This window comes from Phyllobacterium sp. CL33Tsu, assembly GCF_900113985.1.
Classification (GTDB): domain Bacteria; phylum Pseudomonadota; class Alphaproteobacteria; order Rhizobiales; family Rhizobiaceae; genus Phyllobacterium; species Phyllobacterium pellucidum.
On the sequence record NZ_FORJ01000003.1, the window covers coordinates 271,003 to 285,861 of the forward strand.

Annotated in this window: 12 protein-coding genes; 8 read left to right on the forward strand and 4 right to left on the reverse strand. The window is 57.3% G+C overall.

Annotated features, from left to right (window positions below; genetic code table 11):
* Positions 1 to 26 precede the first annotated feature (26 nt).
* From dusB to BM074_RS14010, 4 genes are all read left to right on the forward strand, one after another.
* Positions 27 to 1,049 (forward strand): tRNA dihydrouridine synthase DusB, encoded by a 1,023-nt coding sequence (gene dusB / locus BM074_RS13995; protein WP_091922743.1) that lies wholly within the window; start codon positions 27 to 29, stop codon positions 1,047 to 1,049.
* A complete protein-coding gene (locus BM074_RS14000; RefSeq protein ID WP_091922744.1) occupies positions 1,049 to 2,203 on the forward strand; it encodes a two-component system sensor histidine kinase NtrB in 1,155 nt (384 codons plus the stop codon). The genes dusB and BM074_RS14000 overlap by 1 nt, the downstream gene beginning before the upstream one ends.
* A gap of 2 nt (positions 2,204 to 2,205) precedes the next feature.
* Positions 2,206 to 3,666, forward strand: coding sequence for a nitrogen regulation protein NR(I) (gene ntrC, locus BM074_RS14005; protein ID WP_027233303.1), 1,461 nt, complete (start codon positions 2,206 to 2,208; stop codon positions 3,664 to 3,666).
* A 139-nt stretch (positions 3,667 to 3,805) separates the two neighbouring features.
* Positions 3,806 to 4,279 (forward strand): YfbU family protein, encoded by a 474-nt coding sequence (locus BM074_RS14010; RefSeq protein WP_027233302.1) that lies wholly within the window; start codon positions 3,806 to 3,808, stop codon positions 4,277 to 4,279.
* Between the two features lie 9 nt (positions 4,280 to 4,288).
* Here BM074_RS14010 and BM074_RS14015 read toward each other — a convergent pair whose 3' ends face one another.
* From BM074_RS14015 to BM074_RS14025, 3 genes are all read right to left on the reverse strand, one after another.
* On the reverse strand, positions 4,289 to 4,798 hold the full coding sequence (locus tag BM074_RS14015; protein ID WP_091922747.1) for a DUF1993 domain-containing protein: 510 nt from the start codon (positions 4,796 to 4,798) through the stop codon (positions 4,289 to 4,291).
* Between the two features lie 92 nt (positions 4,799 to 4,890).
* The gene (locus tag BM074_RS14020; RefSeq protein ID WP_091922749.1) at positions 4,891 to 5,679 is read right to left on the reverse strand and encodes a GGDEF domain-containing protein; all 789 of its coding nucleotides are present in this window, start codon (positions 5,677 to 5,679) and stop codon (positions 4,891 to 4,893) included.
* 151 nt (positions 5,680 to 5,830) lie between these two features.
* A complete protein-coding gene (locus tag BM074_RS14025) occupies positions 5,831 to 6,184 on the reverse strand; it encodes a DUF1428 domain-containing protein (protein WP_091922750.1) in 354 nt (117 codons plus the stop codon).
* Between the two features lie 232 nt (positions 6,185 to 6,416).
* On the opposite strand from BM074_RS14025, the gene BM074_RS14030 reads away from it, so the two are divergent.
* Positions 6,417 to 7,343 (forward strand): Gfo/Idh/MocA family protein, encoded by a 927-nt coding sequence (locus BM074_RS14030; RefSeq protein WP_091923019.1) that lies wholly within the window; start codon positions 6,417 to 6,419, stop codon positions 7,341 to 7,343.
* A 103-nt stretch (positions 7,344 to 7,446) separates the two neighbouring features.
* Here BM074_RS14030 and otsB read toward each other — a convergent pair whose 3' ends face one another.
* Positions 7,447 to 8,196, reverse strand: coding sequence for a trehalose-phosphatase (gene otsB / locus BM074_RS14035; protein WP_091922752.1), 750 nt, complete (start codon positions 8,194 to 8,196; stop codon positions 7,447 to 7,449).
* 149 nt (positions 8,197 to 8,345) lie between these two features.
* Here otsB and BM074_RS14040 point away from each other — a divergent pair, with 149 nt between their 5' ends.
* From BM074_RS14040 to BM074_RS14050, 3 genes are all read left to right on the forward strand, one after another.
* Entirely contained in the window at positions 8,346 to 9,803 is a 1,458-nt protein-coding gene (locus BM074_RS14040) for an alpha,alpha-trehalose-phosphate synthase (UDP-forming) (RefSeq protein WP_091922754.1), read from the forward strand.
* A 25-nt stretch (positions 9,804 to 9,828) separates the two neighbouring features.
* Positions 9,829 to 12,513: a malto-oligosyltrehalose synthase gene (gene treY / locus BM074_RS14045; protein ID WP_091922756.1), complete on the forward strand. Its 2,685-nt coding sequence runs from the start codon at positions 9,829 to 9,831 to the stop codon at positions 12,511 to 12,513.
* Positions 12,514 to 12,606: 93 nt separating this feature from the next.
* Positions 12,607 to 14,859 (forward strand): sensor histidine kinase NtrY-like, encoded by a 2,253-nt coding sequence (locus BM074_RS14050; RefSeq protein ID WP_091922758.1) that lies wholly within the window; start codon positions 12,607 to 12,609, stop codon positions 14,857 to 14,859.

Genomic DNA, 14,859 nt, shown 5'->3' on the forward strand with positions numbered 1-14,859 from the left:
CGATCCTGTCTAAAGCATAGGCTATTATGAAACTGCATACGAAACAGGCAAAATCGCGGGTTGAATTGGCGGACGCACTGCACGTTGGCGGGGTCGTTCTGCGCAATCGCGTGTTCCTTGCGCCGATGTCCGGTGTGTCGGATCTGCCTTTTCGCCAACTCGCCTGGCAGGCGGGGGCCGGCATGGTTGTTTCCGAGATGGTCGCGAGCGCCGAGCTCTGCACCCGCGAGCGCGGCAATTTGCTGCGTCTAAAGGGCGACGGGCTCGGGACTCATGTCGTGCAGATCGCCGGACGCGAGCCAAGGTGGATGGCCGAGGCCGCGCGGATCGCTGAAGGCGAGGGTGCGCATATCGTCGACATCAACATGGGCTGTCCGGCAAGGAAGGTGACAGGCGGTCTTTCAGGATCCGCGCTGATGCGCGATCTCGACCACGCCATGACATTGATCGAGGCGACGATCGGCGCCGTCGACGTTCCCGTGACGCTGAAAATGCGCCTTGGCTGGGACGATGCAACAATCAACGCGCCGGAACTCGCGGCAAGGGCGGAGCAGGCCGGCGTCAAGATGGTGATCGTCCATGGACGGACGCGCTGCCAATTTTATGAGGGCAGGGCGGATTGGCATGCCATTCGCGCGGTCAAGGAAGCTATATCGATACCGCTGGTGGCCAATGGCGATGTCCTGAATCGTGACGATGCGGAGGCGATTCTCGCAGCATCCGGAGCGGATGCCGTCATGGTAGGGCGCGGATCCTACGGTCAACCATGGCTCCCCGGCAGTATCGTCAATGGAAAGGGTGCGGAGAGCGATATCATCGCCGACTATGCGGTTGCGCATTATGAGGCGATGCTCGCCCACTACGGCGAGACCACGGGCAGCCGGCATGCGCGCAAGCATCTTGGCTGGTATCTCGACCGCCACGGCCTTGACGTCACCGCGAGTGAACGCGGTGCGATCATGACGGAAACCAATCCCGGTCACGTATCGCGCCTTTTATATGCTGCGCTCTCGCGCGGTTGCTCTACAGATATGAAGAAAGTTGCCTGATGACCTCAGCAGACAAGTCGGTGCTCGAAGACAAGCTGGCCGGCATCGTGCTCAATTCGATCCGCCATCCGGTGATCATGCTCAATGAAGCCGGGTATATATCCTATGCCAATGCCGACGCCGAGGCTTTCTTTCGCTCCAGCGCAAGCATTCTCAGCCGCAATACGCTGGACATGCTGTTGCCCTTCGGCAGCCCGCTTCTCGCGCTGGTCAAGCAGGTCCGCGAGAACCCGTCGCCGGTCAATGAATACCGCGTCGACGTTTCATCGCCGCGCCTCGGACAGGATCGCATTGTCGATCTCTACGTGACTCCGGTCAGTGAAGCTCCTGGATCGATCGTGATCCTGTTCAAGGAACGCTCCATGGCCGAGAAGCTCGACCGGCAGATGACCCATCGCGGCGCCGCGCGATCCGTCACCGGGCTCGCATCGATGCTGGCGCATGAAATCAAGAACCCGTTGTCCGGTATTCGCGGTGCGGCTCAGTTGCTGGAAACGGGGCTGAACGATGATGACCGCGCGCTGACGCGCCTCATTACCGATGAAACCGACCGGATCGTCTCCCTTGTCGACCGGATGGAAGTGTTCTCCGACGAGCGACCCATCGAGCGCGAGGCTGTCAATATTCACGTTGTCCTCGATCACGTGAAGGCGATTGCCAAAAACGGGTTCGCCAGCCACATCAAGTTCCACGAGGACTATGATCCCTCGCTGCCTTATGTCTTCGCCAATCGGGACCAGCTCGTTCAGATTTTCCTCAACCTCGTCAAGAATGCCGCGGAGTCGATCGGCCCCAACGAGCCGGGCGAGATCACCCTCTCGACCGCGTTCCGCCCCGGTATTCGTCTTTCGGTCCCGGGTATGCGCAACCGAGTCTCCCTTCCGCTCGAATTCACGGTGCAGGATACTGGGCCTGGCGTTTCGCCCGATATCATGCCGCATCTCTTTGACCCGTTCGTGACGACCAAGCCCAACGGCTCCGGCCTTGGCCTGGCGCTTGTGGCCAAGATCGTCGGCGACCATGGCGGCGTTATCGAATGCGATTCGGTGCCGCGCAAGACGACGTTTCGCATTCTTATGCCTGCATGGGACAGCGGCTCAGCCGACGGAACGCATGCAGACGAAAATCCTTATTCCAATAAAGCAGGATCCTGATCATGAGTTTGGGCAGCATTCTCGTTGCAGATGACGACGCGGCGATCAGGACGGTCCTCAATCAGGCGCTTTCGCGGGCGGGTTACGATGTTCGCATCACCTCCAACGCGGCGACGCTGTGGCGCTGGATATCGGCTGGCGATGGCGACCTGGTCATCACCGATGTGGTGATGCCGGATGAAAACGCCTTCGATCTCCTGCCGCGCATCAAGAAATCGCGCCCGGATCTTCCCGTCATTGTCATGAGCGCACAAAACACGTTCATGACAGCCATCCGGGCCTCGGAGGCGGGCGCTTACGAATATCTGCCGAAGCCGTTCGATCTCACCGAACTCGTCAGCATTGTCGGCCGCGCGCTGGCTGAACCGAAAAAGAAGCCCGAAAAATGGCATGGCGAAGAGCAGCCCGATACGATGCCGCTCGTCGGTCGCTCGCCCGCAATGCAGGATATTTACCGCGTCCTTGCCCGCATGATGCAGACCGACCTGACGGTCATGATCTCGGGCGAGTCCGGAACGGGCAAGGAACTCGTCGCGCGCGCTTTGCATGAGTATGGCCGGCGCCGCAAGGGGCCCTTCGTTGCGATCAACATGGCAGCTATTCCGCGCGACCTGATTGAATCCGAACTGTTCGGTCATGAGCGCGGCGCCTTTACCGGCGCACAGAACCGGTCAAGCGGTCGCTTCGAGCAGGCCGATGGCGGCACGCTTTTCCTCGATGAGATCGGCGACATGCCGATGGAGGCGCAGACCCGGCTTTTGCGTGTTCTGCAACAGGGTGAATACATGACGGTGGGCGGTCGCACGCCGATCAAGACCGATGTGCGCATCGTTGCCGCAACCAACAAGGATCTCAGGACCCTGATCAATCAGGGACTATTCCGGGAAGATCTCTACTATCGGCTCAACGTCGTGCCGCTGCGCCTGCCGCCACTGCGCGAGCGTGGGGAGGACATTCCCGATCTCGTCCGCCACTTCTTCAAGCTGGCGGCGAAGGACGGTCTGCCCGAAAAGCGGATCACCGCCGACGGTCTCGACCTGATGCGTCGCTATCCCTGGGCCGGAAACGTACGCGAACTCGAAAACCTCGTGCGCCGTCTCGCCGCTCTCTATCCGCAGGACGAAATCAATGCGGATGTGATCGAATCCGAGCTGAAGGCCGACCTTCGGCCGGCAGAATCGGCTCCAACAGCGATTGCGAATGAAGAACTGACCATCAGCCAGGCGGTCGAACTGAACATGCAGCGCTATTTCATGTCCTACGGCGACAAGCTTCCGCCTGCCGGCCTCTACCAGCGCGTGCTGGAGGAAATGGAATATCCGCTGATCCTTTCCTGCCTGACGGCGACGCATGGCAACCAGATAAAGGCGGCGGAACTGCTGGGTCTCAATCGCAACACGCTGCGCAAGAAAATTCGCGAACTCGGCGTCAATATCTACAAGAGCAGCAAGAGCGACCGCTGAGAACAGAAAAACCCGGAAAGCTAAAATTGTAGAGAGTGGAATAGACCGTTCTTAACAGGACTAGGCGCATAGTGACCATCGAAAATCCCGTAATCATTGCTGCCGCAAGAAGGCAGCGGGCGGAGTATGGAGGTCTATCGTGTTCAGCTTTGCGGAACGTTTGATTCTGTTCAATCAGTACGAGATCCTGAAGAAACTCGACCCTGACAAGTCGAGCCTTTATGGCCGGCACCAGGAAGTGGTCGAACGCGGTTTCGAGGATCTTTATCAGGAACTCGGCATAACCGAGGAAACCGTCAGCGCCGCAGCGGCGCAGGAGATGAACGACATACTCGGGCTTTTCCGGGCGATCCGCGGGTCGAGCGTCGCGGCCGGCAACACCAATCCTGACAAGAGCAAGTTTGTCGGATTTGGAGCCGCTCAGCCGCATGAACAGTTTGCCTATGCGGACTTCCTTGCCAAGATTCTCAATTTCCCGCAGGAAATATCGCGAAGCGCCGACAATCAGCCTGAGGCGCAACTCGACCAGTACCGGAAGATGCTAAGGCGCTGGGACGAAATCGGCAGAAAGCGCGAGCTAACCGCCGACCAGATCGAGCATCTCGTCGCCTGATGTTCAGATTCAGCTCAACGCGCCGATATAGTTGAGCTTACCGACCTGAAGACCGTTGTGGCGCAGGATGTCATAGGCGGTCGTCACGTGAAAATAGAAGTTCGGCAGCGCGAACTTCTGCACATACTCCTCGCCGCTCAAGGTCACCTTGAGCTGGCCGGCGCTGAGAACGACGTCCTTGGTCTCCGCGCCATCGAGCGCACCGGCATCCACGCTTTCAAGAAAAGCCACGGTCTTGGCAATACGCTCGCGCAAGTCTGCAAGGCTCGCCTCTTCATCGGCGAATTTCGGAATTTCAAGTGTCGTCAACCGGCCGATCGTCGCCTTGGCCGTGTCGCTTGCCCGCTGGATCTGTCCGGCAAGCGAGAGCATGTCCGGGGCGAGACGCGCGTTGACGAGCACAGTGGGGTTGATCTTCTTCTCCTCGGCGTATGCTTCGGCTTTTTCGATCAGACTGGCGAGAACGGCGAAACCGCGCAGATAGGCCGGGACCGAGATCGTGTACATATTAAGTGCCATGGGGCGCTCCTTGAGGCAGTGGCGACATTGCTTGCTGCCAAACGCAAATACGCCGATGGGATACGATTTCAAGAGCACTCTGCTGCAATGCTCTAAAACGTCCGCATATAGTTATCGTGGCGAACCTTGGTGTCGCTGGTCGCGTGGACGATACGGTTCCGGCCCTGGTTCTTGGCTGCATAAAGGCATGTATCGGCCGCGAGGAGGGCCGTCTCCAACGATTGACCGGGCTCGTGGATGGCGATGCCAACACTGACCGTTACCTCCAGATCCTTGATCTGCAGTAGATGAGATATGTTACGGACGCCGGTCAGTATTTTCTGTGACAACCAGTCTGCGCGACCAAAATCCGCATCCTTCAGGAATACCGCGAACTCCTCGCCGCCGAAGCGGGCTGCAAAATCACCCTTGCTGATGACTGTCTGCATCAAATGCCCGATTTCGCGCAGGACCCGGTCGCCGACCGCGTGTCCGTGGCGATCGTTGATGGTTTTGAAGTAGTCGGCATCGATGTAGAGCAGAGCGCCTGCACTCAGGTTCTGGGCGGAACCCTCGATCAAACGCTCGACTTGCAGGTAAAATTCGTTGCGGTTCGCAAGACCGGTAAGGTCATCCATGCGGGCAGCAAGATCGCGTTCGATCGCTATCTGCTTCAACCGAAAATTCAGGCCGATGAGAAACGCTCCAAGCGGAACGCTGACAATCACGACAATGAACGTGGTGACGAGAAGCACCGTCGAAAGGCGGTCGAGCCCGATCGCGAGGAAAAAGACTGCGGCAAGAATATCCGCCGATATAACGGCCATACCAACCATAATCGCGATCTGCTTGATCGGAGAATAGTCGCCAAATTTGGTCATCCAGAGATCGTAGGTAGTCATAGCAATTCGCCGCACGCTTAGGACCAAAGGACAGTACAGCGCAAAGCTATGAAAAATATTCTTTGCTAATGCTGCAAATTTTAAGTGCCCTGGCATTTCCTCGAAACGTGGGGCGAGGGCCCCACGCGCCACATCTCGTTCAAGGCGAAGATCAAAGCTCCATGAAGGATTTGAAGCCACCGTAGATCATGCGCTTGCCGTCGAAAGGCATGTTGTCCATGTCGCCCTTGAGGCGCGGGTCCGCCATGACCTTGGCATTGATCTCATCCCGCTTTTCGCGGGATTCATAGGTAATCCAAGAAAATACGACCGTTTCATCATCTTTGGCCTGAACGGCACGCGGGAAGGAGGTAAGTTCCCCGTAAGGGGCATCGTCGGCCAGGCATTCAACATAGGAAAGCGCGCCATATTCCATCCAGACATCGCCCGCTTTACGGGCCAGTTCCTTGTATTCTTCGATTCTGTCCTTAGGCACTGCGACCAGGAAACCGTCAACATAAGGCATGTCTTCCTCCGGTGAGTTTGAACATTGCTAGCGATACAAGACTACACGTTGAGTTGGCGTTTGCGAAACACGCATGGAAATTTTTCAAATCGGACACGCCGAGGCCTGCCTGCGCAATTCGTGTTTTGGATTGACAAGCCTATATGAAAAAAGGTCCATGACGGTGGAAACCGAAGCAGTGAGAAGCTTCGATTTCCGAGAAGAACAGAATGCCCCAACGCGAGTGAAAACCATGTCCGCCATCAATCTCGCCATCGTAGGCGTTGGCAAGATCGTCAACGACCAACATCTTCCATCAATCGCCAGAAATCCCGATTTCAAGCTCGTTGCCACGGCAAGCCGCAACGGCACCGTTGAGGGTATCGACGCCTATAAGACGATCGACGCCATGCTCGACGCGGTGCCGACGATCGACGCCGTATCGCTGTGCATGCCACCGCAATTTCGCTACGAGGCTGCGCACAAGGCACTCGCGGCAGGAAAGCATGTGTTCCTTGAAAAGCCGCCTGGCGCCACTCTCTCGGAAGTTGCCGACCTTGAAGCCACGGCTGCGGCGAAGCGCCTGTCTTTATTTGCAAGCTGGCATTCGCGCTATGCTCCGGCCGTAGAAGCGGCCAAGGCATTTCTTGCTGCAACGAGGATCACGAGCGTTCAAGTGAACTGGAAAGAGGACGTGCGCCATTGGCACCCCAACCAGGCATGGATCTGGCAGGCGGGCGGACTTGGCGTTTTCGACCCCGGAATCAATGCGCTGTCGATCGTGACCCATATTCTCCCACGCGCGGCATTTCTGACCAGCGCCACGCTTGAATTTCCTGAGAATTGCGACGCACCCATCGCTGCCGACCTGCAGTTCAAGGACGCCGACAATCTGCCGGTTCATGCGGTTTTCGATTGGCGGCAGACTGGAAAACAGACGTGGGACATCGTCGCCGAGACCGAGGCTGGCACAATGGTGCTCTCGGAAGGAGGCGCGAAGCTTTCCGTCAATGGCGAACTCAAGTTCGCCGAGCCTGAACAGGAATATGCGCAGCTCTACCGCCGCTTTGCCGAAATCATCAAGGCTGGGCAATCGGATGTCGATCTATCGCCGCTGCGGCACGTGGCCGACGCCTTCCTGCTCGGCAAAAGGAAGATTGTTGAGGCTTTTTACGACTGAGTGGCTGGCAACCAACTGCGCCTCTAAAAGCAACCGCCGCAATAGGCCTGCGACATCCAATTCCCGGCGCACATCGATCCGCCGGGAATTTCAAATCAAGCGCTCAAACTGTAGCTGAAATTTTGGCGATCCATTTGCGTACGTTGTCGGGTGTACCGACGGTGAACTGGGCCTTGCTATCCCCCGTTCCCACCTTGACCGAACGTCCGCCGACCTCATTGACATAGCCAAACATCGCTTCATCGGTGATGTCATCGCCAATCGCAATGGGCAGTCGACCCTGAAACGGTGGGTGGGCCATCAGCCGTATGAGGGCTTCGCCCTTGCTCGTGCCGCTCGGCCGAATTTCGACAACCATCTTTCCGTCCTGCCGGACCCAGTTCGGGCCAAGCTCGCTCAGAAGATCGGAAACCCGCTGGTCCACTTCACCATGCGCCGCTTCCGCCTGCCTGTAATGGACAGCGAGGCTGATCCCCTTATCTTCGATAATGATACCTGGCCACGTCCGCACGAGGTCGTCGAGTTCGCGGCGCGCATCGTCCAGATCGGTATCATTGACGGGAATGCGCTTTACGGACCCATCGAGCGTGCTTCTGAGTTCTGCGCCGTGCAATCCTGCTGCTGCAAACCTGCAAGGTTTAAACAGCGCGTCGATTGATGCGATTGAGCGGCCGCTGACCAGTGCCAATGCTCCGCCTAGCCGGGCCGCCAACTGGCTGATTTCATGCGGAAGAGAAGGAGGTACCTCGACACTATCGGGCGTCGCAGCAATGTCGATCAACGTTCCATCGACATCAAGGAAGAGTGCCCACGAGCCGATTTTTGCCGGGAGCACCTCGCTGACATCGTACATTACCCGTTCCTTCGCTGAAGCATTTCATTCGAATTTTTGGCTGTTCTCACCAAACCGATTAGTTCCCGGATCGTTCCATTGCGAAATATTTCGGGAACCAATCGTGGGTCGAGAAGTTAGCCCTACTCTCATGAAACTGGGGTATTGATATGGAACGCCTTGTTGTTGTCTCAAATCGGACAGCCGATCTGGGAGGCAAAACACTGAGCGGGGGGCTTGCAGTCGGAATTGTCGATGCGCTGAAAAGCAGCGGCGGGATGTGGATGGGCTGGAACGGTGACATCGTCGACAAGTCCCGTTCAATGGATGCGCGGGTCGAGACCTACGATAATGTTGCGTCCCTAACCATGCCTCTGACGAAAGAGGAGCATAACAACTACTATCTCGGCTTTGCCAACAAGGTCCTGTGGCCAACATTCCACTATCGGCTCGACCTTATGGATTACCGAACCGAGTTTGCGCGCTCCTATGCCCGGGTGAACGGCAAGTTTGCCGACATTCTCCATCCCCATCTGCGCGACGACGATCTGGTCTGGGTGCATGACTACCATCTTATTCCCCTGGCTTCCGAACTTCGCGCCAAGGGTTGCAATCACAAGATTGGCTTCTTCTTGCACATACCCTTTCCACCCTCGGATATTTTTTCAGCAATCCCACGGCACCAATGGCTGCGTGAATGCCTGCTGCAGTTCGACTTGATCGGGTTTCAGACACAGAACGATGCAGACAATTTCTGCCGCTATCTGAAAGGCAATTCGGACGTCAAGTTCCTTAGCCCCGACAGGATCAGGTGGCACGACCGGACAATCAAGATCGGTCACTTTCCGATCGGCATAGACGTCGATCAGTTTGCTGCCATGGCGCAGGAGACCGACGAGGAGATCCAGCTCGAGCGGAAGCGGCGTAGTCTGCTCAAGCGCTTCCAGGTCATTTCGGCCGATCGCCTCGATTATTCCAAAGGACTGCCGCAGCGCATGAAGGCGTTTCGAAAGTTTCTCGATACATCCCCGGAATATCGCGGACATGCCGAATATTTGCAGGTGGCCTCACCCTCTCGCGAGGACGTCACTGCTTATTCCGACATCCGCGGGGAACTCGAACAGCTTTCCGGGGCGGTGAACGGCAAGCACGCCGATATTAATTGGGCTCCCATCCAATATATCAATCAGAGCATATCACGGGAGCGGCTGGCGCTCCTGTTCCGCTGTAGCCTGATCGGGCTTATCACGCCGCTTCGCGACGGCATGAACCTCGTCGCCAAGGAATACATCGCCGCCCAGGACAATGAGGATCCCGGTATCCTCATTCTGTCGCGGTTTGCGGGCGCCGCCGAAGAGCTTGGCGATGCGCTCATCGTCAACCCCTATGACGTTAACGAGGTTGCGCAAGCCATCAAGAAGGCGGCGACGATGCCTATGGATGAACGCAAGGCCCGTCACCGAAACCTCTTCAGTCAGATCTCGACCAACAATGCCGATCTTTGGCAGCGCCGCTACGTTGCGGCGCTGCGGTCGGTCGAGCCCAATGTTCAACGCGCGCAACTCTCGTCACACGCGAAGTGGCGCAAAGAGCCCGGCATGGGGACCATGAGCAACAGCCGGCATTGAACTGCGAGAGCTGTCGAGCGAAAGCATGTACACACCCAAATCAGCATATCGTATCCAACTTCGCCACGGGACGACCTTCAGGCACGCTGCGGATGCGGCCGGCTATATGAGCGACCTGGGAGTGGATGCCCTCAGCATGTCCTCGCCATTCCAAAGCGTGCAGGTCGGTGAGCATGGTCTGGCGACCGTCAGCCCTGCGGTTCTGGATGTGGAATTGGGTGCAGAGAGTGGGTTTGCCGAACTGAATTCCCGCCTCGCCGGAGCCGGCTTGGCTCTGATCATCGATCTCAACCCCAGCCGGATGCCGGCGTCGTCCGAAAACTCATGGTGGTTCGATGTCCTCGAATGGGGAAGCGGGGCGACCTATGCCGGCTATTTTGACATAGACTGGGCTGGACCGGTCCTGTTGCCAGTCCTTGAACGGCCGATGGGTGAGGAGATTGAGGCCCGCCTTCTCACAATTTGCTTCAATCGGCGCCTTGCAAGTATCGGCATTGGCTATGGAGGCGTCTTTTACCCCTTCGAACCGTCTTCTTACGCCGCCGTGCTCGATCGCAATGAAACCGCACTGGCGGCCGAGCTGATGGGGGTGGCGGACAAAGCCACCCCCGAAGCAGCCACTAAGTTTCACAGAGAAATCGCCCGTATTCTCAAGGAGGCTGACACAGCCGCGCTTATCGAGCTGGCTGCGCATCTTAACAATGTTGCCGGTGACGCGGGGTGGCGCGATGCGATCTTGGATTTGCAAAATTGGCGGTTGGTGGAAAACGAAGCACCAGCTGCGCGCAACGCAGGCAATTCGAGCCTGACGGTTGGATTGCGCCACGAGCAACCTGATGTGTTCGAAGATTTTCACCGTGAACCGCTTTCATTGCTGCAAAGGACTCAGGTGAGGGGTTTCAGGGTGAACGACATCGATATGTTGGCTGACCCGGAGTTCTATACGAGGCTTTTGCGTCAACGGGCTGGTGAAGATGCGTTCCTTATTGCCGACAAGATAGTTCTCAAGGGCGAAAGCGCCATCTCGGAATGGCAGGTAAATGGTACGGCAGGCTATGAATTTATCGGGACGGTGACAGATCTGTTGATCGACCCGCAAGGCCTGTCGATTTTGCAACGCCATTGGTCGGACCTTGATCCAACAACTGAATTTGCTGGCGACCATAACCACGTCAAAGCAAACATTCTGCACGCGGCCTTTGCCGATGATCTCGCCCAGCTGGTGCAACTTTTGACGGAATTGCAGCCGCCAAGCGAGCCGACGATGCTTAGCCGGGCCGTTGTCGACCTTGCAACGGCGCTCCCGGTCTTTCGCGCATATTCCAAGAATGGAAGTATATCACCGTTCTATGCGCGGACGCTGCGTTCCACTGCTGCCCAGGTCTCGAAAAGAGAGGGCCAGACCCCTGAAGAGAACGACGTTTTGAGCTTTGTCCTGGGGGTCATGCAATCGCCGGAAAAAACCGTGAACGCCGCGATCGCCGAGACATTTTCCGGACGCTTTCAGCAGTTGGCGGCAGCGGTGACGGCGAGTTCATTGGAGAAGTCCTACCAATATACGCGGGGGCCCATCGCCCTTGATGAGCTTATCCTGAAATCAAACGTCAAACCCGATCCCGTCGGGTCCTTTCATCACTCCATGCATGAAAAGGCGAGGACCGAGCCTTCTGGCATGCTGGCGACCTCTTACAGCTATGCCACCAAGTTCGGTGAGGATGCACGAATGAGGCTTCTCGCGCTCTCCGAAGCACCTGAACGGTGGGCGTCCGCCGTCGAGCGCTGGCGACAGAACCAGGCCGGCAACCTCGTCACGATTGAGAATGCCGTTGTCCCGGACGCCAAGGCTGAGTGGCTGCTTTATCAAACGCTTGCCGCCATCTGGCCTGCCTCCTTGCTCGTGCACGACAAGGCTGGTCTCGCCTTGGTTCGCGATGAGCTCGTGGAGTTCATGTCGAGCGCTATTCGCGAATCCGATTGGTTGTCCCTCTGGACGGGCACTGACAAGCCCTACGGCAAGGCTGTAACACACTATATCGACCGTCTTTTCGCCGACGAGGAATTCCTGGGAGGTTTTGTCGAAACGGCAAGGCCGTTCTGGCTTGCCGGTGCGCTGAACGGCCTTTCGCAAACCGTCTTGAAACTTACCGTACCGGGTGTTCCGGTCATACGCGCTGGCTCCGAAACCTGGGACATTTCGCCCACCGGTCAATTCGGCTCGCACCCTGTCGACTTCGGTGAACTGAGAAACGGATTGGCCAACGCCAGCCAGACGCAACTGAATGTCCTGCTCGAAGACTGGCATTCGGGCGCGGTGAAGCTGCGTTTGGTGCAGACCTATTTGCAGCTGCGCCAGCAACGAGCCGACCTGTTCTTGCGTGGCCAGTATATCCCACTGCATGTAAACGGCGATCTGGCGGACCACGTCGTCGCGTTCTATCGGGAATTTGAAGGGCAATATCTAATCGTTGCGGTTCCGCGACTGTGTTTTGCCATGCTGAAACAGTTCAGCAGTCCATTCCTACCGCTATCGGACTGGGAGCAGACGTCGCTGGCGCTTCCAGCGCAATTACGTGGCGTGACCCTCCGGCACTTGATGACCGGGAATCAGACCAAACTTAGCGCCAACTACTCCTTGGCCGAGGGATTTCGCGAGTTTCCAATTCTGACTTTGGTGTCTGACGACAACATATTTGAGCCTGTGGAAACCTGATTTCAATCCGAACTTTGCACGATGTCGCGGGAGAGCGTTGCATTTCCGCCACAATGTGTTGCATCACTGCCACGTGGTTGGAATCACATAACAATGCTCTTATCGAATTCGGTCAATCTGTTTCAGACGTCGGGGACTGGAGTTGCACGTAGTGGCAGCAACCAGCGGTTTTATTCGCGTGCAGGTATTGCAACCGTCATCCTGGCCCTGCTGACCACCGGCGTTACCTTCCTGATCCTGACCGATATGACGCCGATTCATCCGAACAGCGAGGTCACGCTACTTCTCACCAGCATCAATGCCGTTTTGATTCTGGCATTGATGATCCTGATCGGCCGTGAAATCTACCGCATTGCCCAGGCGCGCAGCCGCGGAAAGGCGGCTTCCCGACTGCATGTGCGGCTGGTCGTGCTCTTTTCGCTGGTGGCGGCCGTGCCGGCAATGATCGTTGCCATCGTTGCGTCTGTCACACTCGATCTTGGCCTCGACCGCTGGTTTGAAATGCGAACCACGACGATTGTCAATTCATCCATAAGCCTCGCCAACTCGTATATCCAGGAAAGTGCTCGCAATCTGCAGGGTACGACACTGGAAATGGTGAACGACCTCGACGGGATGCGTACGCTCTATAACCTCGACCGCACCGGATTTACCCGGCTGATGACGCAGCAGGCGCTCGGACGCGGCTTGATCGGCGCTGCGCTCATTCGGCCGAATGGTGATATCGCGGTCCGTGCCGATATCAAGACCGAGGTGACTATTCCTGCGGTGGCCAGATCGGTGCTCGACACCGCTGCCGACGGCAAACCCGTTCTCATTCCGCCGGAACAGACCAATCTCCTGAGCGCTGTCATCAAGCTGAGGGAAATACCGGGCCTATTCCTTTATGCCGTCAGGCCTGTCGATGCCGATATTTTGAGTTCCAGCCGCCTCATGGAGCAGCGGGCCGAGGATGCACAGAAGAACGACGGCAAGGGCATCACAACGCAGATTCTGTTTGCGCTTCTCTATTTCGGCCTGACGCTGACGCTGCTCCTGTCCGCGATCTGGACGGGTATTGCAGTCGCCGATCGCCTGGTACGGCCGATCCGTTTGCTGATTGGCGCGGCGGATAATGTCGCGACAGGCAATCTCGATGTTTCGGTGCCGGTACGCCGCTCCGATGGCGACGTGGGTTCCTTGTCGCAAACCTTCAATACAATGGTCGAGCAGTTGAATACTCAGCGCAGCGAACTCGTCACCGCCAAGGATCAGATCGACGAGCGCCGGCGCTTTTCCGAGGCTGTGCTGTCAGGCGTGACGGCGGGCGTGATCAGCGTCAACGGCGATGGCGTCATCGGCATTGTCAACAGATCCGCCGAGGCGATGTTCGAACTCGACGCCGTCGATACGGTTGGGAAGAACCTTACCGCGCTCGTCCCCGAAATCGGCCTTGTCTTCGAGGTTGCGCATGCCACCGGACGCTCGGTTTACAGGGAACAGGTCAGCATGTCGCGGCGCGGCAGTGCCCGCACGTTCAACGTGCAGATTACCCTGGAAGACGCGGAAGCGCTCGAGCACTCCTATGTCGTCACCGTCGATGACATCACCGATCTCGTCGAGGCACAGCGTTCTTCGGCCTGGGCTGATGTCGCCCGGCGCATCGCCCATGAAATCAAGAACCCGCTGACGCCCATTCAGCTATCGGCTGAACGCCTGCGCCGCCGGTTTGGCAAGGTCATCACAGAGGACCGCGAAGTCTTCGATCAGTGCACGGAAACGATCATCCGCCAGGTTGGCGATATCGGCCGAATGGTCGATGAGTTCTCGTCATTCGCCCGCATGCCGAAGCCGGAAATCAAGACGATGGACCTGCGCGAAGCCTTGCGTGAAGCCTCCTTTCTCGTTGAGGTCAGCCGCAGTGATGTTCGCTTCGAACGTCATTTCGGCGATGAGCCGCTTTCTGGTGAGTTCGACGGGAGGCTGCTTGGGCAAGCCTTCGGAAATGTTATCAAGAACGCTGCAGAATCCATTGATTCTGCAATAAAAGATGGCATAACTGATGGTCATATTCTGATCCGTGCCAAACATCAGGACCAGCAACTCATCGTCGAGATCCTCGACAATGGCAAAGGCCTCCCGCGCGAGCATCGCCAGCGCCTGCTTGAGCCCTATATGACCACCCGGCAAAAGGGGACCGGGCTTGGTCTTGCTATAGTCAAGAAGATTGTCGAGGACCACGGTGGCCAGATCGAACTGCATGACGCGCCGGACGATTTCTACGCCGGGCGAGGCGCCATGATCCGAATGATTTTTCCTACCGCAAAGGCTTCGACCGAGGCCGCAAATAATAAGCAGGTGAATTGA